Consider the following 21,514-nt stretch of genomic DNA (forward strand, 5'->3'; position numbering starts at 1 on the left):
GTAAACTTGATTTTTTCTTTATCTAGCTTACTCATTAAAAAAATTGGACCATAAAAAATACACCCTTCAATCAAAAAAAGAATTTCATATTTTATTGTATGAGAAATGTTTTCTATATTCAGCCTGTTATAGAATAGTTGGGTTGATAAGAATATATTGGATTTCTGTACACCACGATTCGCTCGAAACGTGCTGCATAGAAAAGTCTGCTAAAATTAATGCAACTTTTTAATATAAAATGATTTTGGGAAAACCTATGAGTAAAGCCTTACCCATCGCTGTCGCTGTTCTTTTAGGCGGTGCTGCACTTATACCTGTTTATTATGCAACTCAAAACCCGGCTACTGTGACATCAAAAGCATCAAAAAATGCCTCTGCTGTTGAAAAAATCAGTTATGCACTCGGTTATGAAGTTGCACATCAAACACCGCCTGAATTAGATATTAATAGCTTTGTTACAGGTGTACGTGAAGGTCATGCTCGTAATAAACCGGCTTATACAGAACAAGAACTTCAACAAGCCTATCAGCAGTTCCAAAAAGAAATGCAACAGAAACAGCTTGATCAAGCCAAAACAGCTCAATCATCAAGTGACAATTTCTTGGCTGAAAATGCGAAAAAACCAGGTGTGAAAACCACGGCTTCAGGCTTGCAGTACAAAATCACCAAAGAAGGTACAGGTAAACAGCCGACTGCTACTTCTGTGGTTACCGTTCATTACAAAGGCCAACTGGTCGATGGCAAGGTATTTGACAGCTCGATTGAACGTGGTCAACCGATTGAATTCCCGCTCAATCAGGTCATTCCCGGTTGGACTGAAGGCCTACAACTGATGAAAGAAGGCGGTAAAGCCACCCTTTATATTCCTTCACAATTGGGCTACGGCGAACAAGGTGTTCCGGGCACGATTCCTGCCAATAGCACCCTGATTTTTGATGTCGAACTGATTAAAGTAAAATAAAAATTTTAAGGAGAGCTTTTGCTCTCCTTATTTATCTTGAGATAAGAAAATGAAAACATCTATAACACTACTTTGTTTATGCATGTGCACAACGGCAAGTTTTGCAAAAACGGTGACCAATAGCAGCAGTTTAAAGGAACAGGTTGGTTACAGCTTCGGTTACTTAATGGGACGTAGCAATGCTGAATCATTTAAAGATTTAGACTTGGAAGCTTTCATCCTGGGTTTAAAGACAGCCACGCAAGGTGCTAAATCTGCCCTGACGGATGAAGAAATGGCTCGTGTTTTGAATCAGCATAAAAAGCTAAGTGAAGCAAAACAGCTGATTGAATTAAAACAAAAAGCCGAAGCCAATGCCAAAACTGGGGCTGAATTTTTAGCAGCCAATGCCAAAAAACAAGGTGTTCAAAGCACCAAATCAGGTTTGCAGTATCAGATTTTTAAACAGGGCAACGGAAAATCGCCAAAGCCCTATTCCGTGGTTAAAGTCAATTATGAAGGCCGGCTCATTGATGGAACCGTGTTTGACAGCTCGATTGCCCGAAACCAGCCAGCGGAATTTCAGGTCAGCCAAGTGATTCAAGGCTGGGTGGAAGGCTTACAGCTGATGAACGAAGGGGCCAAATATCGCTTTTTCATTCCGGCACAACTTGGCTACGGTCAAATTGGCTCCGGCGATGTGATTGAACCGAATAGCACCTTGATTTTTGATGTCGAACTGCTTGAAGTATTGCCCAAATCCAGCAAGTAATCGGTCAGTCACTATCTCATTTCAAAATAGCGAGTGGGTCAATCTGAAACTCCCCCAGCAGTTATGACTGCTCGCCATTTTTAGCATGGATGAGATACTCTAACCTATGTTGCGCTCCATTCTGGAAGAGGTCATTATTCTGAAATCCTGCCGATCTATTTTCTCTTTTTTCAATACCTATAAATAAGATTAACCCCATATTTATTCAATACTTAGATACATATTCTGCTGAATTAAAAGCATGTTTCAATTTATGCATCTTAGTATGTCGTCAAAGTTGAACAATCTTGTACAATCATTAAAGAAAATTTATTTCTATATTTTTAATTCAGACATTTTTTATTTATTACAAGGATTGAATCCATGGCTCTCGGCATTAAAACTCGCGAAATTCAGTACACTGCACCAGATGGAACACATTTGATCGGATACTTTGCCGCACCTGAATCGGAAAAACCGCTCCCAGGCATCATTGTTGCACCAGAATGGTGGGGACGAAATGATTACACTGAACAACGTGCACGTGAGCTTGCTGAACATGGCTACGCCGCCCTTGCCATTGATATGTACGGAGATAAAAAAGTCACCACAGCTGTTCCTCAAGCAAGCGAATGGATGATGCAAACCTTTGAAGATTCTGAAACAATTGTGACCCGTGCGTCTGCAGGTTTAGCCACATTAGCTGCGCAAGAAGAAGTAAATGCAGATAAACTTGCAGCTATAGGCTTCTGCTATGGTGGCAAGGTAGTTCTGGATCTGGCACGCTCTGGCGCTGATTTAAAAGCTGTCGTGACCTTCCATGGTAACTTGACACCCAAAGTCCCTGCACAACCTGGACAGGTGAAAGCCGAAATTCTGGTGCTCCACGGAGAACTGGACAGTATGGTCAGTCTGGACGATGTCGCACGCTTTAAAGAAGAGATGCATGCTGCTCAAGTCGAGCATGAAGTGATTATCTTTGAAGATGCTAAACATGGCTTTAGCAACCCGCTGGCAGACGAACGTGCCAAAGCCAATGGTATTGATCTGGGCTATAACGCAGTAGCCGAACAGCAAGGTTTATCTGCCATGTATGAATTATTTAAAACACGACTTGGTGAATAACAATGAAGGTAAAGATAGTTTGGCTATTTTTACCGATCCAGTGATGGATCATTTAGAGAGGATATAACAATGACGACAAATAATTGTGCATATTGCAATTTTGATGAATATGACATCATTGATAAAAATGATTTCGGGGTCATTTTACCCGAACCAAATGCTTTATCCAAAGGTCACTCGGTTATTGTTCCTCTACGTCATGTCAGTTCTTTTTTTGATATCACCGATAAAGAACGTAAAAGTCTGATGTCTTTGCTGGAGCTTGCCCGTAATGAATTGAAGCTACGTTACCATCCTACAGGTTTTCATATTGGCTTTAATGATGGCGCGGTGTTTGGCAAGGTGGATGAACATCTGCATATTCACATCATTCCACGCTATGAAGGCCAAACCTTGAAACTTGATGAGCGTTGGGGCATGAGCAGCGAATAAAAATGGATTGGACTTTATCCATCAAAAAATGATGCTTCGGCATCATTTTTTTTGCTTTGGACAGCACCGCAGTACCACCCAATTTTCGTTATACTATTCATCTATTCCTACGCTACGGTTCACATGTCACAGTTTTCTTTTGCCGATGCCCTGCTTTCCTGGTTTGACGTTCATGGTCGTCATGATTTGCCCTGGCAAGTGGTAGATGATCCCTACAAAGTCTGGGTTTCTGAAATTATGTTGCAGCAAACCCAGGTGAAAACGGTACTGCAATATTTTGAACGTTTCATCGAACGTTTTCCGACTGTAGAAGATTTGGGACAGGCCAGTTGGGATGATGTAGCCCCGTATTGGGCGGGTCTGGGTTATTATGCCCGCGCCCGAAATTTGCATAAAGCTGCGGGAATGGTGGCTCGTCGAGGTCAATTTCCTGCTACATTAGAAGAATGGATCGAGCTTCCCGGAATTGGCCCATCCACTGCAGGGGCACTGATGTCCCTCGGTTTGCGTCAGTACGGCGTGATTATGGATGGCAATGTCAAACGGGTATTGGCGCGTTTCTTTGCCATTGAAGATGAGCTGTCCAAACCGGTGCATGAACGTACAATGTGGCAACTGGCAGAACAGCTTTGCCCGGTTGAGCGCAATCATGACTATACCCAGGCCATTATGGATCTCGGGGCAACCATCTGTACACCGAAAAAACCGCTCTGTTTATATTGCCCAATGCAACAGCACTGTAAAGCACATCAACAGGGACTGGAAACTGAGCTACCGTTTAAAAAAAACAAAAAACCTGTTCCGGTAAAATCAGCGCAAGTGTTACTGATTCAGTCTGGTGATCAATGGTTATGGCAGCAACGTCCCAATAGCGGTCTATGGGGTGGCTTGTGGTGCTTGCCGATTATTGAAGATGCTGCCGAATTTGAACAACTGTGCCAATCTTTAGGTTTCAAAAAAGTGATTCAACGTGCGCAAATCACGCATAGTTTTACGCATTTTACCTGGCAACTGGAAGCCATCTGTTTTGAAGTTGGATATGACCAGCAGGAACATCTTGCCATTGAACTGAATGGCAGCTGGTTAAGCCCACAAAGCGCAACAGCAATGGGCCTGCCCACTGCGATGAAAAAATTGATCTCTGCAATAAATTTATGAGATAGTCAGGCACTGTAGTTCGAATAATTTTCACATAGATTAGAATGAAAAAAGGATGAACAGTGCTACGTTTTATTTCGACCTTATTTTTGGGTTTTAGCATTTTGTGGATTGCGGCATGTACCTCAACACCGCAAAAACCGTCCTCTACCCCGCTTCCCCCAGCTCAGGTGCAAAAGCTGAAAAGTATGCAGCTGAAATCATCACTGCCTATTCCGGTAAAAAATATCAAAGCCAGACAGTTAAAGGATACCTGGGGTGCTTCACGCAGTAGTGGCCGAACCCATGAAGGCATTGACATTATGGCTCCACGTGGAACAAAAGTGTTGAGTGCCACAGAAGGACTCATTGCTGACTTACGCAATAACAATTTGGGTGGTAAAGTGGTTTGGATTCTGGGACCGGGTGGAAGCTGGCATTACTATGCCCATCTAGATGATCATAAACGTGGCTTAAATGTCGGCGATTATGTCAAAAAAGGTGAGCTGATTGGTTATGTCGGCAATACCGGCAATGCACGTCATACGGCGCCGCATTTACACTATGCTATTTACCTCGAGGGTAAGGGTCGTGGTGTGGTGAATCCCTATCCTTATTTACGTTAATTTTTAGGAACTATTCATGTCAGAAGCGTTGATCAATCGTTTGGTCGAATTTGCTGAATCAGGCAATCAACAAAAAATTGTGTTGGCAGGACAAACCCACCAAGGCTGGGTGATGGAAATTACCGAAGAGGCGCTTTTGATCAGTACCGGTTTTGCAGAAAAAACAGGAAAAGATATGTGGATTCAATTCGCTGACTTACAGCAAGCCGAACTATATTACTGGGACAACCAGCAAGATCAATGGACTGAATTTAAGCTATAGGTACTTAAGGAGCATCAGAAATGTCGATTCAACGCTGTGGCTGGTGCTCGAATGATCCACTGTATATGGCCTACCATGATCATGAGTGGGGCAAAGCTAGTCATGATGAGGCCCACTTATTTGAAATGCTGTGTCTGGAAGGACAGCAGGCCGGTTTATCCTGGATTACCGTGCTGAGAAAGCGTGAAGCTTACCGTAAACATTTCTTTCAATACCCGATTGCCAAGATCGCCCAGTTCAGTGATGCAGAGCTGGAAAATAAACTCCAGGATGCTAGCCTAATCCGGCACATTGGCAAGCTGAAAGCCATTCGTGACAATGCCATGGCCTGGCAGCATTTAAGCCAAGAACTAAAACCACAACAGATCAATGTCTGCAATTGGCTATGGAGTTTTGTCAATCAGCAGACTATAACCAATGATGTGCCGGATTATCGCCAGGCCCCTGCCCAAACCGACATCAGTCTTGCACTATCCAAAGCTTTAAAAAAGAACGGTTTTAAATTCGTAGGACCCACCACCTGTTATGCCTTTATGCAGGCTGTGGGGATGGTCGATGACCATGAAAACCATTGCGCTTTTAAATCAACTTAACACGTGACTACAACCATAAAAGGATTCTGCCATGAGTGACAATATCATCCATGCCTATGCTGCGATGCAGGCAGGTGCAGTACTTGAACCCTATCAGTTTGATGCCGGAGAACTACAGCCCCATCAAGTTGAAGTTAAAGTTGAATACTGCGGTTTATGCCATTCCGATATTTCAGTGATTAATAATGACTGGAAATCTTCAGTTTATCCTGTGGTGGCCGGACACGAAATTATTGGCACTATTACCCAGTTGGGTTCAGAAGCCAAAGGTTTGAAAGTGGGACAACGCGTAGGCATCGGCTGGACTGCTGAAAGCTGCCAGCATTGTGATCCTTGTGTATCAGGTCAGCAAGTCCTGTGTAGCGGTGAGAAAAAAGCGACCATTGTGGGTCATGCCGGCGGATTTGCCAATAAAGTCCGTGCCGGCTGGCAATGGGTGATTCCCCTCCCAGAAGATCTGGATCCGGAAAGTGCTGGTCCGCTGCTCTGTGGCGGGATCACCGTATTTGATCCGATTCTCAAACACCAGATTCAGGCCATTCATCATGTGGGTGTGATTGGTATTGGTGGCCTGGGTCATATGGCAATCAAACTGCTGAAAGCCTGGGGCTGTGAAATTACCGCATTCACGTCTAACTTAAATAAAACCGAAGAACTAAAAGCCATGGGTGCAGACCATGTGGTGAATAGCCGTGATACAGCCGCATTAAAAGCTCAACGTGGTAAATTCGATTTGCTACTCAGTACCGTCAATGTCACTCTGGACTGGGCTGCCTATTTAACCACACTGGCTCCAAACGGTACGGTACATATGCTGGGTCTGGTACTTGAACCGATGCAGATCTCTGCCGGCATGCTGATTGGCGGCGCAAAATCGGTTACCGGTTCACCTACTGGCTCACCTGCTGCATTGCGTCAGTTACTGAAATTTGCTGCGCGGAAAAATATTGCCCCGCAAATTGAAGTTTTTCCAATGTCACAACTGAATGAAGCGATTGAACGTCTGCATTCGGGTCAGGCCCGTTACCGGATTGTGTTAAAAGCTGATTTCTAATTTTTATTTGATTCGGCTGAATTCAAATTTCATCAGATACGATGAGGAAAAAATTCCGCCTAATGCGGAATTTTTTTTGTTTTGTTAATTAGCGTAATGCTTCAGGCAACAGCGGAATACTTGAGGGTTTGGCAAGTTCTGCCTTCATCTTTTGCAGCATCTGATAAGGCTGCTGCTGTACAAACATATTCACAAAGGTTAAAGGAATGGAACCTTCAGGATTGGCATAACCATAGGTGGAAACCTTGACTTTATTATTGGCTAATTTCTGAAAGGTCCAATCACCTTCATAATGAGTTAAACGGATATAATCCGGATTTTTGGCATAAGCTTTATCAACCGCTTTATTCTTGATCGTGATGATGCCTTGAGCATCTTTTATCATTTTGCCTTGCACCACCAAATCACGGTCTTTTAGCGGAAACGGAAAATCCAGCACCATATACAATAAAAATTCGCCTTTTTTATCATCGCGCGATAGCACTTTCACGCTGCCCATATACGGTACCCATTTCACCGCATGGTCGACATCCAGAATCAGCCCCACTGCTTTTTCGAAAGATGTATCATAAGTGGTTTCGGCTTTGTATAAAAATACCGGGTTTTGGCTGTTCTGGTAGGTCCAGACTTTAATATTATTCTTGTGAATACTGAGCTTGGCATTATCGACAGGTTTAGCCTGTGCAGCAGCCAAACAGGCTACGGCACAAGCCATCAAGATCACTTTTTTCATTCCATTGAGCTTCTTATTTTAATTTTGTTGTATTGTTATAAATGATTTTGATGATTTTTTATACTTGAATATCGTTAAAACCCAGTACGTCTTTCATATCATATTTGCGTGCTTCGCGACCCACGACCCATGCTGCGGCACGAACGGCCCCTGCGGCAAAGTTCATACGGTTGGTGGCTTTATGGGTAATTTCCACACGTTCGCCTTCACCAATAAACATCACGGTGTGTTCACCGACGATGTCACCACCACGAATGGTTTCAAAACCAATGGTTTGACGATCACGCGGGCCAGTATGACCTTCACGGCCATACACCGCGACTTCTTTTAAGTTACGCCCCAAAGTGTCAGCAATAGCTTCGCCCATCATCAGCGCTGTACCTGACGGTGCATCGACCTTATGACGGTGATGTGCTTCGATCACTTCAATATCCACAGTATCGCCAAACACTTTAGACGCCAGTTCTAACAGTTTAATGGAAACATTCACGCCAACCGAATAATTTGCTGCATACACCACAGGAGTTTGCGTTGCGCTGTCATCCAGATAGGCTTTTTGTTCATCATTCATACCTGTGGTACCAATCACAATCGCCACCCCTGCTTCACGGCATAATTTTAAATGCTGGGCTGTTGCAACCGGTGCAGTAAAATCAATCACCACGTCACAGTCTTTTAATACCTCTTGCAGACTACCTACCACTTTTACACCCACAGCACCAATACCGGCAAGCTCGCCTGCATCTGCACCAATCAGGCTGCTTTCAGGACGTTCAACTGCTGCTGCAAGTTGGTAACCCGCTTCTTTAACTGCCTGAATAAGGATGCGTCCCATACGGCCGCCTGCACCCAATACACCAATGCGTGGAGCTGCTGACATAACATATTCCCAATGTTGATTTTAAATTGGTCTTACTATATCAAAACTCTGTACCGAGACTAAGTTTCAGCCTGAAATTTTTTATTTAAAAAGAGAAATCGGTCATGATGAATGCTTATGCCAAAGCAAGATGCAATGGTTCAACCCCGACCGGTTGCTGTATTGAAAGTTCAGCGTTAAAAATAAATGATTTTGCTGCTGATTTTCATCTCCCTGTAAACATCACTGCGCAGACTACGCGACACGAGTGATAAAAAGATGAATTATAAGGAGATCAACATGCATTCGAAAAAAATCACGTTAACTGTTTTTATGGCAACCATCGTCAGCACAGCGTGGGCAGAACCGGCAATCCAAGCGGGAGATACTTTGGAAAGCTTATCGCAAGTCAAAATAAATATTCGTACCCATAGCGCTACACCGGCTCAAGCTGAAACTAATCCGGCAGCGACCAAGCAAGAACCGGCTGGCGAAGCAGCAACGCAATGGGTAGATGTCGAAGCTATTGACAAACCAATCATCGAATAAGCGCTTATAAAAAAGGGGGGAATATTGAATATTCCCCCCTTTTTTTCAAACTATATCTGAAATTAATCAAACAGACCGAAGAACGATTTCTTCTTAGGCGATGATTTATTGTCATCACCATCCATCGTTTCTTGCAATTCTTTCAACAACTCACGTTGACGAGCAGTCAAATTCACCGGAGTTTCTACCACTACACGGCAAAGCAAGTCACCCTGCATGCTGGTACGTACCGGTTTAACCCCTTTACCACGCAAGCGGAACAGTTTGCCAGTTTGAGTGCCCTCAGGAATTTTCAGGCTGACACGGCCATCTAGGGTTGGAATCTGGATTTCTTTACCCAATGCAGCATCGGCAATAGATACCGGCACATCCATATACAGATCGGCACCATCACGCTGGAAGATGTCATGCTCGCGCACCACCACTTCTACGTATAGATCACCGGATTGACCATCACGGATTGCTTCGCCCTTACCGCTTAAACGTACGCGGTCGCCATTGTCCACACCAGCAGGAATGGTCACTTCAAGGGTTTGCTGACGGTCTTTTACACCAGAACCATGACAGGTGTTACATGGGTTCTTGATGATTTTACCCTGACCGCGACAGGTGCTACAGGTTTGCTGAACAGAGAAGAAACCTTGCTGCATACGCACTTGACCTGCACCATGACAAGTTTTACAGGTTTCAACATCGTTCGGATTTTTAGAGCCTTTACCATCACAGGTTTCACACGGTGCCGGCGCAGTAAATGTAATGGTTTTTTTCACGCCTTTGACCGCTTCTTCAAGGGTCAATTCCATCACGTAGCGCAGGTCTGATCCGCGACGTGCACGTTGCTGGCCACGGCCACCACCGCCACCAAATGCGCCACCAAAGATGTCGCCAAACTGACTAAAGATGTCTTCAGCGCTGAAACCACCACCGAAGCCACCACCGCCCATGCCGCCTTCAAAGGCATTGTGCCCCATACGGTCATACATGCTGCGTTTTTCACTGTCGGATAAAATTTCATAAGCTTCGGCAGCTTCTTTAAATTTTTCTTCAGCTTCAGGGTTGTCCGGGTTACGGTCTGGATGATATTTCATCGCCAACTTACGGTAGGCTTTTTTAATTTCATCATCACTAGCGGTTTTAGCGACGCCCAAAACCTCATAATAATCACGTTTAGCCATGTCTGGCGATGCTCCTCACGGAATTTTATTTAATACTTAACTGTGGTGTGAAATTGGGGACGGAAACAAATTTTACAAGGGAAAGAGGGGAAAAAAGTTTACTCGGATTAGAAAACGGCTTTATTTTTGAAAAACCGGGAGATTCCTTTCAGCCAGGCATTCAACAAGAATAAGAAGGCAATCATGGCGAAAACCACGCCTGCAACGGTACAACCTTTTACCCAAACTGCACTATCCCAATAAAAGAAAATCAGCGGAATAAACCAGAGTGCTGCAAAACATACCAAAATCATATAAATCACAATATTACGCATGATCCAGAGGGCTTGGGCTTCAAGCCAGACCTCCACTTCATCCACTTGTGTAACTTTACGCGCAAACCAATAAGCAAATATGCCACTAATCACAGTAAATAACGCGAAAAACATCAAGACATAGGAAATCGCAACGGAACGGCGAAGTCGGCTTAAGTTGTCTTGCTTCATGTGCGTTTCAACCCCATTTACCGCATGTTTAGAGTTTTAATATGCAGTAAATTGCTTGATAAAAATGTATACAAATATTAGGTGCTACTATATTGAAGTTTTCAACATTTCGCACCTGATTATTGTCAAAAAATTACTCCGTTTGGCTATTTTTTTTCACTTTAAACCATTGTGCATACAATGCCGGTAAAAAGAACAGCGTCAACAGGGTCGCCACAATCAAGCCCCCCATAATCGCCACCGCCATCGGACCAAAGAAAATACTGCGGGAGAGTGGAATCATCGCCAATACTGCGGCCAGAGCAGTCAGCACAATCGGGCGGCAACGACGTACGGTTGCATCGATAATGGCATTCCAGGGATCATGTCCAGCCTGAATGTCCTGTTCAATCTGGTCAATCAGGATTAAAGAATTGCGCATGATCATGCCAGAGAGTGCAATGGTTCCCAGCATTGCCACAAAACCAAAGGGTTTATTCAGCAATAATAGAAACAGTACCACCCCAATCAGGCCTAAAGGTGCCGTCAAAAAGACGATAAATGCACGAGACATACTCTTGAGCTGAATCATCAGCAAGGTCATCACCACCGCCAGAAAAAACGGCATACCGGTATTGACCGAGTTTTGTCCACGAGCCGACTCTTCGACCGTACCACCCACTTCAACCAGATAACCGCTTGGCAATTCGGCCCGCAGCTGATCCATTTTATCGGCAAGTTGCCCGACCACGGTGGCAGGCTGCAACTTGGTCCGAATATCGGCACGTACGGTAATGGTCGGCAAACGGTTACGATGCCAGATCAGGCCATCTTCAAATTTATATTCAATTTTGGCAATTTGCGCGAGAGGTACAGAACCACCATTGGCAGTTGGTACAGCCAGACTGGACAAAGATTCCACATTGATGCGTTCGTTCTGGTCTCCACGCAAACGGATTTCAATCAGTTCACGTTTTTCACGATACTGGTTAATCACAGCACCACTGATGGAACTGTTCAGGAATTGTGACAAATCTAAAGTTGATACTCCCATTTGACGGGCGCGATCCTGATCAATATTCAGCTGAATGACCTTACTCGGTTCGCCCCAGTCCAGATGAACATTGGTAGTGTTCGGATTCTCTGCAATGACGGCGGAAACCTTATGTGCCCATTGACGCACCAGATTCAGGTCTTCACCGGAAACGCGATACTGCAATGGATAACCCACAGGCGGACCATTTTCCAACAGCGAGACCCGGGTACGCACATCCGGCAGCAATTTACGGATTTCATGATCTAAAGATTTGCGGATTTCATCGCGGTCATCTAAGGACGAAGCCAAAACCACAAACTGTGCAAAACTGGCTTGTGGCAATTGCTGGTCCAGTGGCAAGTAGAAGCGGGTGGAACCCGTGCCGACATAGGCCACATAATTGTCGATGCCTTGTTTGGTCGACAGGAATTTTTCTACCTTTTTCACGGCATTTTCTGTGGCCGTGAGCGATGCCCCTTCTTCCAGCTTTAAATCGACCAGAATTTCGGCACGGTTGGACGGCGGGAAAAACTGCTGGGGTACCAGTTTAAACATCAGCACCGACAGCACAAAAATACCCACCGTGGTTGCAATCACGGTTTTACGGTAGGTTATACACTGACCCACCCAGCTTCTAAATTTTTGATAAAACCTTGTTTGATAAGGATCATGATGCTCACCGGCATGGTACACGACCGGCTGAGGTTCAGGTTGCCTGCGTAAGCGCGCCCATAAGCGCTGATACCATGGCGCTTTTTGCAGCAGGTCTTGATTAAAATCGGGCAGCAGTTTATCGCCCAGATAGGGGACAAAAAGGACTGCTGCAAACCAAGACACCACCAAGGCAATCGTCACCACCTGGAAAATGGAACGGGTATATTCACCGGTACTGGACGCAGCAGTAGCAATCGGTAAAAATCCGGCTGCGGTAATCAGAGTGCCTGTCAGCATGGGAAAAGCCGTGGTTTTCCAAGCAAAACCTGCCGCCTCCAGCCGGCTATAGCCCTGCTCCATTTTTACGGCCATCATTTCAATGGCAATAATGGCGTCATCCACCAATAAACCGAGCGCCAGAATTAAAGCGCCCAGTGAAATTTTATGCAGTCCGACATCGAATAGATTCATGCCGGCAAAGGTCATGGCCAGCACAAGTGGAATGGAAAATGCCACCACCAGACCGGTACGAAAACCTAGGGAAAAGAAGCTGACCAGCAGGACAATAATCACCGCTTCTGCCAGCACTTTCATGAATTCATTCACGCTGCGTTTCACCGCAACCGGTTGGTCGGAAACTTTTTTTAGCTGCATGCCCAAGGGCAAAGATTTTTGCAAATGGGCAAATTCAGCCTCTAAATTTTTACCCAAAGCCAGAATGTCGCCACCTTTGCGCATGGATACGGCAATGCCAATCCCGTTTTCGCCCATAAAACGCATGCGTGGCTGGGCCGGCTCGCTAAAGCCACGATAAATGTCCGCAACATCGCCCAGCTGAATGGTTTTTCCTGCCACCAACAGGGGCATTTGTTTAAGTTCATCAATACTTTTTAATTGACCGCTGACCCGCATCTGAATGCGGTCGGTGCCAGTTTCAAAAAAGCCGGCACTGGCCACGGTATTTTGTTGTTGCAGGGCTTGCTGAATAGTTGTGACCGGAATGCCGAGCTGTACCGCTTTGGTATTGGACAGTTCAATCCAGATTTTCTGGTCTTGCAGGCCTACCAGATTGACCTTGCCGACATCCTTGACCCGTTGCAATTGCAGTTGCAGACGGTCGGCATATTCCTTCAATATGGCATAGTCATAATCTTTGCCGGTCAGGACATAGATATTTCCAAAGGTATCGCCAAATTCATCATTAAAAAACGGCCCCTGCACCCCACTCGGCAATTGATGCTGGATATCGCCCACTTTTTTGCGCACCTGATACCAGACATCGGGAATCTGGTTTGAGCGCAGCGAATCTTTGGCGACAAACGTCACCAGTGATTCACCGGGACGCGAATAGGCCATGATGCGTTCGTAATTACCGGTACTCATCAACTCCTTTTCGATGCGGTCAGTGACTTGCAACGACACTTCCTGTGCGGTTGCGCCCGGCCAGTAGGTCTGAATCACCATCACCTTAAAGGTAAACGGCGGATCTTCACTTTGGGCCAGTTTGGAATAGGAAACAATGCCGACAATGCCGAGTAGCAGCATGAAATAAAAAATCAAACCTTTATTTTTCAGGGCCCATTCCGACAGGTTAAAGTTCGAGCCTAAATTCATGATGCAGCTCCTGCCCGAATTTTCACGGCACGATTTTCCCGGTCGATCGGCTGGATTTTCTGTTTTTCACGCAATAAATGCACACCGCCAATAACCACATAATCCTGCGGATTCAGACCGGACAATACCGGCACACTGTCACGACCGTAGGCTCCCAGGTTCACGGCCACCTTATGAATGGTCTGGTCCGGTTTCACCACCCAGACATAGGCCTGCTGACCATTGGCGGAGACACTGGATAACGGCACATTGAGTACATTGTTTTGAGTATGATTAAAAAACACTCGGGCACTCTGGCCCAGCTGAATGGCAGCATTACCTTCACGCAAAGCGACTTTGACACTAAAGGTTCGGGACTGATCGGCTGCCGGAGAAATTTCACGTATATAGCCAGCAAATTTTTCTTCAGGCTTGGACCACAAGGTCACCCACGCCGTTTGACCGACTTTAATTTCTGAAATGGCCTGTTCCGGCACGCCGATCACCACTTCACGATCACCGGCAATTGCCATCTGATAAGCAGTCTGTCCCGCAGTGACCACCTGCCCCACTTCAATGTTACGTTCGGTAATCACGCCATTTTTATTGGCAATCAGCTGGTTATAACCGGTTTGGTTACTCGTAACCTGATAATTGGACTGCGCCTGTTTCAGCGCGGACATCGCTGACTTATACTGATTATCCACAGCATCATATTGCGAACGGCTGACCGCATTCATCGGCAGTAATTGCTTAAAGCGCTGCCGTTCATCTGCGGCAATTTTTGCGGCCGATTGGGCACTTTCCAGTTGAGCTTTTGCTGCATTGAGCTGCAGCTGGGCATCTTTCACATCGAGTTTTGCCAGTACCTGCCCTACCTTGACCTGATCACCGACATCGACATAACGTTCGATAATCTGTCCGCCCACCCGGAAGGCCAAAGCTGTTTGCTGGCGTGCCTGCACATCTCCGGCATAGCTTTTCTGTTCATTATGAGTACTGTTCGGCTGAGTCACCATCACAAACGGAACCTGTTCTGTTTCGGTTGCCTCCGTGCTGCAGCCCAATAAAGTCACACTGCAAATAATCATCATGCTGACCAGGGCGGTTTTTACTGCAATCTTTACTGTGCTCATGAGGTTGGCTCTTATCTCAAAATGTTTTTTAAGGCAAAATAAGCATTATCTTAAACTGATCGTTTTTTAATTAATATACTTACCGGTACATTAATTGGGAATCGAGGGTCAAATCAATGACCTTTTTCATTTTTTTGGAAAAAATTGTGCAAATAAATGTGGGTCGCCCCAAAGACTTAGAAAAACGTCAGCGCATTTTAACTGCAGCAAAAAGCTTATTTTTAAGGTGTGGCTACCATGGTTCCAGCATGAACCAGATTGCCCAGGAAGCAGGTGTCACCAAACTGACGGTCTACAATCACTTTCAGGATAAAGCCAATTTATTTGTTTGTGCCATTGTTGCCACATGCGAAGAATTACTCAGTGCTCGCCCCTTAAACCTGCAAGCCGACAGTAATTTTTATCAAGAATTTATGCATGCTTGTGAGCTCGCCCTCAATATCACCAATTTGCCAGAAGCCATCAAACTGGAACGCTTATTGGTGGAACTGGCGGCGGAACAAAATCCACTGGCACAGACATTTTATAATGCCTGCCATCTGCGTATGAATGCACTGTGGGAAAACTTTTTTCAGCAGGCTATCGAATTGGGCTTTATTCAGCCAGAAGCTTTAAAAAACCTGACCTTACTGATCCTTTCTTTACTGTTGGGCCTGCGCCATCATGAAGTGCTGCTTGGGGTACGGGAAGTTCCAACTGCTGAAGAGAAACAGCAGATTATCTTGAACAGTATTGAGATCTTTATGCTGAAATATCAGAAAAAACCTTAAAATCTGTAATTCCATTTTCCTGACTGCACCAACGGCAACTCAATTGCTAGTTTTAGCAGCAAAAAATTACCGACTTTTGTCTGCCCCCTACTTGGAATGTCATCGAATCGGGGTATATTCAAAAGAGTAGCCTAGGAGAATGAAAAAAAATGATTCAACAAATTGATGCTCCCCTGCGTGAGGATGTACGCTTACTTGGGAACTTACTGGGAGAAACCCTCAAGGAACATGCGGGACAAGATTTGTTTAATCAGGTAGAGCAGATTCGTGCCCTGTCCAAAGGCGCACGTGATGGGCAGGTAGAAGCCGAAAAACAGCTTGAACAACTATTCCTGAGTCTGGAAGATGATGAGATTCTTCCACTTACCCGTGCATTCACCCACTTTCTGAATTTTGCCAATATTGCCGAACAGTACAATGTAGTTCGAAGTCGCCGTCAAAGCGAATTCGATGAACATGCACCCTCTCCCAATCCGCTCGATCATCTGTTCCAGAAATTTAAAGATCACGAAATTTCAGCCGACACCCTATTCAAGCAAATCTGTGAACTGAAAATTGAACTGGTGTTGACTGCACATCCGACTGAAGTGAGTCGTCGTACCTTAATTCAAAAATATGATGATATTAATGACTGCCTGTTTAAGTCTGATCAACAAAAACTGACCCCACGCGAACGCAAAGCCGTACTGCAAGAGCTCAAACAACTGATTTGTTCTGCCTGGCAGACTGATGAAATCCGCCAGCACCGGCCAACCCCAGTCGATGAAGCGAAATGGGGCTTTACCACCATTGAACAGACGCTGTGGAATGCCATTCCCAAGTTCATTCGCGAACTGGATGAAATGGTTGAAGATCACTGTGGCCAGCGTTTACCTTTAACCGTTGCACCGGTGCGTTTTGCCTCCTGGATGGGCGGTGACCGTGACGGCAACCCGAACGTCACGCATAACATTACCCAGGAAGTGCTCTGGCTGTCGCGCTGGAAAGCGGCTGATTTATATCTGCGTGATATGGAAGACCTGCGCTGGGAACTGTCGATTCAAAACTGCAGCGATGAACTGATGCAGGCACTGGGCCATAGCCACCCCGAACCCTACCGTGAATATCTGCGCGATACCCGCGAACGCCTCAAAGCCACCCGTCACTGGCTGGCGCAAAAACTGCAAGGGCAAGATGCCGATGATCATCTGGTAATTAAAAGCAAAGATGAATTATTAGAGCCTTTATTGCTGTGCTACCGTTCACTGATTACCTGCAACCTGCCGGAAATTGCCAATGGCAAACTGCTGGACTTTATCCATCGCGTCAACTGCTTTGGCATTGAACTGCTGAAACTGGATATCCGTCAGGAATCCGGTCGTCATCGTCAGGCCATTTCTGCCATTACTGAATATCTGGGTCTAGGCAATTTTGAAACCTGGACCGAACAGGCACGCCAAAACTTCCTGTTGCAGGAATTACAAAGCAAACGTCCGTTGTTGCCTAAACATCTGAATGAACCGAAACAAAGCCTGATTGAACATCCGGATGTACAGGAAGTGTTTGCCACCATGCGCACGCTAGCAGAACAGCCGGAAGAAAGTCTGGGTGCTTATATTATTTCCATGGCGGAATATCCGAGTGATGTCTTGGCCGTGTTATTGCTGCAAAAAGAAGCCGGCATCAAGCATCCACTTCGAGTCGTTCCCCTGTTTGAAACCCTGAAAGATCTGGACGGTGCAGCCAGTACCATGAATACCCTGTTCAATATGCATTGGTACAAACAGCATATTCAGGGCAAGCACGAGGTGATGATTGGCTATTCCGACTCAGCCAAAGATGCCGGATTTATGTCTGCCAACTGGGCGCAATACCGTGCGCAGGAAGAACTGACTGCCATTGCAAAAAAACATGCCGTACAACTCACCCTGTTCCATGGCCGTGGCGGTTCCATCAGCCGGGGGGGTGCTCCAACCCAGCAAGCACTGTTTTCACAACCGCCAGGCTCGATTTCCGGTGCCATTCGCGTGACCGAACAAGGGGAAATGATCCGCTTCAAGTTTGGTCTGGAAGGCATTGCCTTACAAAATCTGGAGATTTATACCGCAGCCACTTTAGAGGCAACCTTATTGCCACCACCGGTGCCTAAGGATGAATGGCGTGAACTGATGCATAGCATGACCGATTTGTCGGTACAGGTGTATCGTCAAACCGTGCGTGAAAATCCACATTTTGTAAAATACCTGCGTACGGTTACACCGGAACTTGAATTGCAAATGTTGCCACTCGGTTCACGCCCGGCAAAACGCAAGGTCAGCGGCGGGATTGAATCATTACGTGCCATTCCCTGGGTCTTTGCCTGGACCCAAATCCGTCTGATGCTTCCAGCTTGGCTAGGCACTGGAGCAGCCATTAACCATGTGATTCATCAAGGGCAAAAACCACTGCTGGATGAGATGCTGCAACAATGGCCATATTTCCAGACCCTGATTGACATGCTGGAAATGGTATTGTCCAAAGCAGATAGTAATGTCGCCTTATATTACGAATCACATTTGACCGAAGATGAAGATTTAAAAGTCCTGGGCAATGAACTGCGTCAGCGCTTAAAAGATGCGGTACAAACCTTGCTGGCGCTGAAAGGCGAATCCAAACTGCTCAGCAGCAATGAAGTTCTGGATCAGTCTATGCGGGTACGCAAACCGTATTTACTGCCGCTGCATTTACTCCAGGCGGAACTGATGAAACGCCGTCGTCGCTATCTGGCAGAACGTCAGGCAGAACATACCCCAGTCGATCATGCCTTAATGGTGAGTATTGCCGGGATTGCAGCCGGATTGCGTAATACCGGTTAAATTCTGATTTCCCATAGAAAAAGCACATTCCTGCAATGTGCTTTTTTTAACCTTATGGTCAAAAGTTTCCCATTATTTTTTATAAATAAAACAAAAAATATTTATGAATTTATCAACCCATCTTCATACCTATTAACTATTGATTTAGCATTATTTTTAATTATTAAAATGTTTATCACATGGTAAAAATATTTGAAAAGTCATGGCATTAGTATAAATAAAATTTTGTTTCAATGATTAAATCTTCCAAAAAAGAAGCGTATGATGTGCACAATTTATTTTTAGAGTGCTCAAAAAATGTCCAATTTGTTTCCCAAATGGCGCCCATACGAAGGCAGTATCGATGCACGTCCTGTCGGTACCAATGAATACCTTCCACCTGCACAAAGTGTAGTTTTGGGTGTACAACATGCTTTTGCCATGTTTGGGGCGACTGTACTTGCACCCTTCCTGATGGGGTTTGATCCTAATCTGGCTATTTTAATGTCAGGCATCTGTACCATCCTGTTTTTCCTGATGACCGGGGGACGTGTGCCGAGTTATCTGGGTTCCAGCTTTGCCTTTATTGGTGTGGTCATTGCAGCAACGGGTTATGCCGCATCGGGTACGGGTGCACCCAATACCAATCTGGCCCTAGCCGCTGGCGGTATTATGGCCTGCGGTATTCTGTATGCCATTTTTGGTTTTATTGTGATGGCAACCGGAACCAAATGGATTGAAAAACTCATGCCACCTGTAGTGACCGGTGCTGTGGTCATGATCATCGGCCTGAATTTGGCACCGGTGACTGTTAAAGGCGTGGCTGGTAATAACTTCAATATGTGGATGTCACTGGTCACCGTGATGTGCATGGGTTCTATTGCGGTATTTACCAAAGGCCTGCTGCAACGTCTGCTGTTATTAATCGGTTTATTACTGGCTTACTTAATTTATTATATTGTTTCCAATGTAATGGGATATGGCACGCCAATTAATTTTGCTCCAATTCAACAGGCAGACTGGTTTGGTATTCCTACCTTCCACTCACCAGTATTCGACGCCAATGCCATGCTAATTATTGCGCCGATTGCCTTGATTTTAGTGGCTGAAAACTTGGGTCATATCAAAGCAGTGGGTGCCATGACCGGTGAAAACCTTGATCCACATATTGGTAAAGCCTTTGTTGCCGATGGTCTTGCAACTACTTTATCGGGTGGTGTTGGTGCTCCGGGGATGACCACTTATGGTGAAAATATTGGCGTGATGGCGGTGACTCGTGTCTATTCCACCATCATCTTTGTTTTTGCCGGTATCTTTGCAGTTTTGTTGGGACTTTCACCAAAATTTGGTGCCATTATCCATACCATTCCGACTGCTATCTTAACTGGTGCATCGATTGTGGTCTTCGGTTTAATTACCATTGCCGGGGCAAAAATCTGGATTGAAAACAAAGTTGATTTTTCTAAAAACAAAAACCTGATGGTGGCTGCGGTGACCATTATTTTAGGCACCGGTGACTTTGCCCTGCAATTTGGCAGCTTTAACCTGGGGGGTATTGGTACCGCTACGTTTGCAGCCTTAATTCTGAACTGGTTCTTTAGCCTGGGCGATAAATCATAAAAATAAATACACATTTTCAGGCAGCCGCAAGGCTGCTTTTTTTATGTTTGAGATTGAGGAAATTTGAATATGATGAGTTAAAAAGTCACCCTGTTCCAGACTAAGCCACAAGAAAAAATTAAAGCTTTTTGATACTGCAATGGTAAAAATTGCGGCTATAAATATGACAAAATGTTAATTGATGATTAACAATTGAGCAAATAATTGCATGTTTACATAAATATCCCATCAATTATTAACATATTATTAATCCTATCTTAACTGTATGATTTATGAGCTATCTTAGTTTTATTTGCTGCCCCGATTACGGCTTATTCAGCACTTTTCTGGCCAAAATCTGCTCTTTTTTAGACTGAAACAGGTGGATTTTCAAACAAAAGCTCTTTAAAGTACGCGCTTCGTATAAATGGGCTATGTAATAACATTGCATTTGCAGCATTGAGAGAAAAAATATTCGGGTTTTAGGTCTGAAAAATGCTGTCTATTTTTTCTAAAAGTAATTGAGGATCAGGTAGAGATTGAAGAATGATTTATGATGGACATCATAGCAATATGATTAATGCTGCGGATCAGAATACTGCGGTAATCTCGCAAAATTTCCAGAAAAACCAGGCAGGTTCAGGCGTTAAAAATTCCAAAAATAAAGGCATTCCCTTTCTGGATGTACGTAAATTCACACAAAAGTTACATAGCATGTCGTCCGCGACCAGTACCAAAAAATGTGCACGAAGCATCCGCATTGCACTACAGTCGGCAGGTGCCCGAATTTTGAATCATCCAGTGGCAGCTGCAGATTGGGGACATACCCTCCAGGCGATTGGCTATAAAAAAATCACCCCTTCTTTTGATCATCCGCAAGAAGGCGATATCTATATTATCAACAGAACCCAGAAGCATGTTTACGGGCATATTGCTGCCTATACCGGCCGCCAATGGGTATCTGATTTCCGCCAAAACAGTCATGCGGTTTATAAGAATGATCAGGTCCGCTATACCTATTACCGTCTGGTGTAACAGATGAAATAGCGCGGTTCAGACACTTTTTCAGGTGTCTTTTTTATTGGACAGGTTGAGCTTTTATATTGAGCTTCTCTGTACACGACAAATTTCATAGGATCCTTGTCCTATCAGGCTTTTTCTTTCTTAAAATTGCTAGCACTTTCTTAAATTCTTCTTTTTTTCCAAAACCAAT

21 protein-coding genes are annotated in these 21,514 nt (G+C 44.9%); 15 read left to right on the forward strand and 6 right to left on the reverse strand.

Annotated features, from left to right (window positions below; all coding sequences use genetic code 11):
• The first annotated feature begins 256 nt into the window (after positions 1–256).
• The 9 genes from bamJ (ACE01T_RS13770) (at position 257) to ahr (ending at position 6,920) form a co-directional block, all read left to right on the forward strand.
• Complete coding sequence (bamJ, locus tag ACE01T_RS13770; RefSeq protein WP_395519464.1) at positions 257–961, forward strand: BamJ family beta-barrel-assembly machinery protein; 705 nt, start codon at positions 257–259, stop codon at positions 959–961.
• 49 nt (positions 962–1,010) lie between these two features.
• On the forward strand, positions 1,011–1,712 hold the full coding sequence (gene bamJ / locus ACE01T_RS13775; RefSeq protein ID WP_395519465.1) for a BamJ family beta-barrel-assembly machinery protein: 702 nt from the start codon (positions 1,011–1,013) through the stop codon (positions 1,710–1,712).
• 363 nt (positions 1,713–2,075) lie between these two features.
• Positions 2,076–2,816, forward strand: coding sequence for a dienelactone hydrolase family protein (locus ACE01T_RS13780; protein ID WP_395519466.1), 741 nt, complete (start codon positions 2,076–2,078; stop codon positions 2,814–2,816).
• A 69-nt stretch (positions 2,817–2,885) separates the two neighbouring features.
• Complete coding sequence (locus ACE01T_RS13785) at positions 2,886–3,248, forward strand: HIT family protein (RefSeq protein ID WP_395519467.1); 363 nt, start codon at positions 2,886–2,888, stop codon at positions 3,246–3,248.
• Between the two features lie 123 nt (positions 3,249–3,371).
• The gene (gene mutY / locus ACE01T_RS13790) at positions 3,372–4,406 is read left to right on the forward strand and encodes an A/G-specific adenine glycosylase (RefSeq protein WP_395519468.1); all 1,035 of its coding nucleotides are present in this window, start codon (positions 3,372–3,374) and stop codon (positions 4,404–4,406) included.
• Between the two features lie 62 nt (positions 4,407–4,468).
• The gene (locus tag ACE01T_RS13795; RefSeq protein ID WP_395519469.1) at positions 4,469–5,011 is read left to right on the forward strand and encodes a M23 family metallopeptidase; all 543 of its coding nucleotides are present in this window, start codon (positions 4,469–4,471) and stop codon (positions 5,009–5,011) included.
• 16 nt (positions 5,012–5,027) lie between these two features.
• Positions 5,028–5,273 (forward strand): hypothetical protein, encoded by a 246-nt coding sequence (locus ACE01T_RS13800; protein ID WP_395519470.1) that lies wholly within the window; start codon positions 5,028–5,030, stop codon positions 5,271–5,273.
• A gap of 20 nt (positions 5,274–5,293) precedes the next feature.
• Complete coding sequence (locus tag ACE01T_RS13805) at positions 5,294–5,866, forward strand: DNA-3-methyladenine glycosylase I (RefSeq protein WP_395519471.1); 573 nt, start codon at positions 5,294–5,296, stop codon at positions 5,864–5,866.
• A gap of 31 nt (positions 5,867–5,897) precedes the next feature.
• On the forward strand, positions 5,898–6,920 hold the full coding sequence (gene ahr / locus ACE01T_RS13810; protein WP_395519472.1) for an NADPH-dependent aldehyde reductase Ahr: 1,023 nt from the start codon (positions 5,898–5,900) through the stop codon (positions 6,918–6,920).
• A gap of 88 nt (positions 6,921–7,008) precedes the next feature.
• Here ahr and ACE01T_RS13815 read toward each other — a convergent pair whose 3' ends face one another.
• Positions 7,009–7,653, reverse strand: a complete 645-nt coding sequence (locus ACE01T_RS13815) for an START domain-containing protein (protein ID WP_395519473.1) — start codon at positions 7,651–7,653, stop codon at positions 7,009–7,011.
• A 58-nt stretch (positions 7,654–7,711) separates the two neighbouring features.
• Entirely contained in the window at positions 7,712–8,533 is an 822-nt protein-coding gene (dapB, locus tag ACE01T_RS13820; RefSeq protein WP_395519474.1) for a 4-hydroxy-tetrahydrodipicolinate reductase, read from the reverse strand.
• Positions 8,534–8,637: 104 nt separating this feature from the next.
• On the opposite strand from dapB, the gene ACE01T_RS13825 reads away from it, so the two are divergent.
• A complete protein-coding gene (locus ACE01T_RS13825; RefSeq protein ID WP_395519475.1) occupies positions 8,638–8,784 on the forward strand; it encodes a hypothetical protein in 147 nt (48 codons plus the stop codon).
• A gap of 28 nt (positions 8,785–8,812) precedes the next feature.
• A complete protein-coding gene (locus ACE01T_RS13830; protein ID WP_349928117.1) occupies positions 8,813–9,061 on the forward strand; it encodes a hypothetical protein in 249 nt (82 codons plus the stop codon).
• 62 nt (positions 9,062–9,123) lie between these two features.
• Here ACE01T_RS13830 and dnaJ read toward each other — a convergent pair whose 3' ends face one another.
• The 4 genes from dnaJ to ACE01T_RS13850 all read right to left on the reverse strand — a co-directional run bounded on the left by dnaJ (position 9,124) and on the right by ACE01T_RS13850 (position 15,119).
• Positions 9,124–10,236, reverse strand: coding sequence for a molecular chaperone DnaJ (gene dnaJ, locus ACE01T_RS13835; RefSeq protein ID WP_349928119.1), 1,113 nt, complete (start codon positions 10,234–10,236; stop codon positions 9,124–9,126).
• Positions 10,237–10,343: 107 nt separating this feature from the next.
• Positions 10,344–10,721: a hypothetical protein gene (locus tag ACE01T_RS13840; protein ID WP_086176574.1), complete on the reverse strand. Its 378-nt coding sequence runs from the start codon at positions 10,719–10,721 to the stop codon at positions 10,344–10,346.
• Between the two features lie 133 nt (positions 10,722–10,854).
• Positions 10,855–14,004, reverse strand: a complete 3,150-nt coding sequence (locus ACE01T_RS13845; RefSeq protein ID WP_395519476.1) for an efflux RND transporter permease subunit — start codon at positions 14,002–14,004, stop codon at positions 10,855–10,857.
• Positions 14,001–15,119 carry an efflux RND transporter periplasmic adaptor subunit gene (locus ACE01T_RS13850; protein WP_395519477.1) on the reverse strand — a complete coding sequence of 373 codons (1,119 nt, stop codon included), beginning with the start codon at positions 15,117–15,119 and terminating at the stop codon, positions 14,001–14,003. Before ACE01T_RS13850 ends, ACE01T_RS13845 begins: the two co-directional genes overlap by 4 nt.
• Before the next feature lie 146 nt (positions 15,120–15,265).
• On the opposite strand from ACE01T_RS13850, the gene ACE01T_RS13855 reads away from it, so the two are divergent.
• From ACE01T_RS13855 to ACE01T_RS13870, 4 genes are all read left to right on the forward strand, one after another.
• Positions 15,266–15,889, forward strand: a complete 624-nt coding sequence (locus ACE01T_RS13855; protein WP_395519481.1) for a TetR/AcrR family transcriptional regulator — start codon at positions 15,266–15,268, stop codon at positions 15,887–15,889.
• A 149-nt stretch (positions 15,890–16,038) separates the two neighbouring features.
• A complete protein-coding gene (gene ppc, locus ACE01T_RS13860; RefSeq protein WP_395519478.1) occupies positions 16,039–18,723 on the forward strand; it encodes a phosphoenolpyruvate carboxylase in 2,685 nt (894 codons plus the stop codon).
• Between the two features lie 297 nt (positions 18,724–19,020).
• Positions 19,021–20,322, forward strand: a complete 1,302-nt coding sequence (locus ACE01T_RS13865; RefSeq protein WP_395519479.1) for a solute carrier family 23 protein — start codon at positions 19,021–19,023, stop codon at positions 20,320–20,322.
• 552 nt (positions 20,323–20,874) lie between these two features.
• Positions 20,875–21,336, forward strand: coding sequence for a hypothetical protein (locus tag ACE01T_RS13870; protein WP_395519480.1), 462 nt, complete (start codon positions 20,875–20,877; stop codon positions 21,334–21,336).
• The last annotated feature ends 178 nt before the right edge of the window (positions 21,337–21,514 follow it).

Source organism: Acinetobacter uliginosus (genome assembly GCF_044130295.1).
In the GTDB taxonomy this organism is placed as follows: Bacteria; Pseudomonadota; Gammaproteobacteria; order Pseudomonadales; family Moraxellaceae; genus Acinetobacter.

Coding starts and splice junctions, on each gene's coding strand:
- ACE01T_RS13850 (WP_395519477.1), bottom strand. CDS start 15,119: ATGAGCACAGTAAAGATTGCAGTAAAAACCGCCCTGGTCAGCATGATG.
- ACE01T_RS13825 (WP_395519475.1), top strand. CDS start 8,638: ATGATGAATGCTTATGCCAAAGCAAGATGCAATGGTTCAACCCCGACC.
- ACE01T_RS13870 (WP_395519480.1), top strand. CDS start 20,875: ATGATTAATGCTGCGGATCAGAATACTGCGGTAATCTCGCAAAATTTC.
- bamJ (WP_395519464.1), top strand. CDS start 257: ATGAGTAAAGCCTTACCCATCGCTGTCGCTGTTCTTTTAGGCGGTGCT.
- ACE01T_RS13840 (WP_086176574.1), bottom strand. CDS start 10,721: ATGAAGCAAGACAACTTAAGCCGACTTCGCCGTTCCGTTGCGATTTCC.
- ACE01T_RS13830 (WP_349928117.1), top strand. CDS start 8,813: ATGCATTCGAAAAAAATCACGTTAACTGTTTTTATGGCAACCATCGTC.
- mutY (WP_395519468.1), top strand. CDS start 3,372: ATGTCACAGTTTTCTTTTGCCGATGCCCTGCTTTCCTGGTTTGACGTT.
- dnaJ (WP_349928119.1), bottom strand. CDS start 10,236: ATGGCTAAACGTGATTATTATGAGGTTTTGGGCGTCGCTAAAACCGCT.
- ACE01T_RS13805 (WP_395519471.1), top strand. CDS start 5,294: ATGTCGATTCAACGCTGTGGCTGGTGCTCGAATGATCCACTGTATATG.
- ACE01T_RS13845 (WP_395519476.1), bottom strand. CDS start 14,004: ATGAATTTAGGCTCGAACTTTAACCTGTCGGAATGGGCCCTGAAAAAT.
- ACE01T_RS13865 (WP_395519479.1), top strand. CDS start 19,021: ATGTCCAATTTGTTTCCCAAATGGCGCCCATACGAAGGCAGTATCGAT.
- ahr (WP_395519472.1), top strand. CDS start 5,898: ATGAGTGACAATATCATCCATGCCTATGCTGCGATGCAGGCAGGTGCA.
- ACE01T_RS13785 (WP_395519467.1), top strand. CDS start 2,886: ATGACGACAAATAATTGTGCATATTGCAATTTTGATGAATATGACATC.
- ppc (WP_395519478.1), top strand. CDS start 16,039: ATGATTCAACAAATTGATGCTCCCCTGCGTGAGGATGTACGCTTACTT.
- ACE01T_RS13780 (WP_395519466.1), top strand. CDS start 2,076: ATGGCTCTCGGCATTAAAACTCGCGAAATTCAGTACACTGCACCAGAT.
- ACE01T_RS13815 (WP_395519473.1), bottom strand. CDS start 7,653: ATGAAAAAAGTGATCTTGATGGCTTGTGCCGTAGCCTGTTTGGCTGCT.
- bamJ (WP_395519465.1), top strand. CDS start 1,011: ATGAAAACATCTATAACACTACTTTGTTTATGCATGTGCACAACGGCA.
- dapB (WP_395519474.1), bottom strand. CDS start 8,533: ATGTCAGCAGCTCCACGCATTGGTGTATTGGGTGCAGGCGGCCGTATG.
- ACE01T_RS13800 (WP_395519470.1), top strand. CDS start 5,028: ATGTCAGAAGCGTTGATCAATCGTTTGGTCGAATTTGCTGAATCAGGC.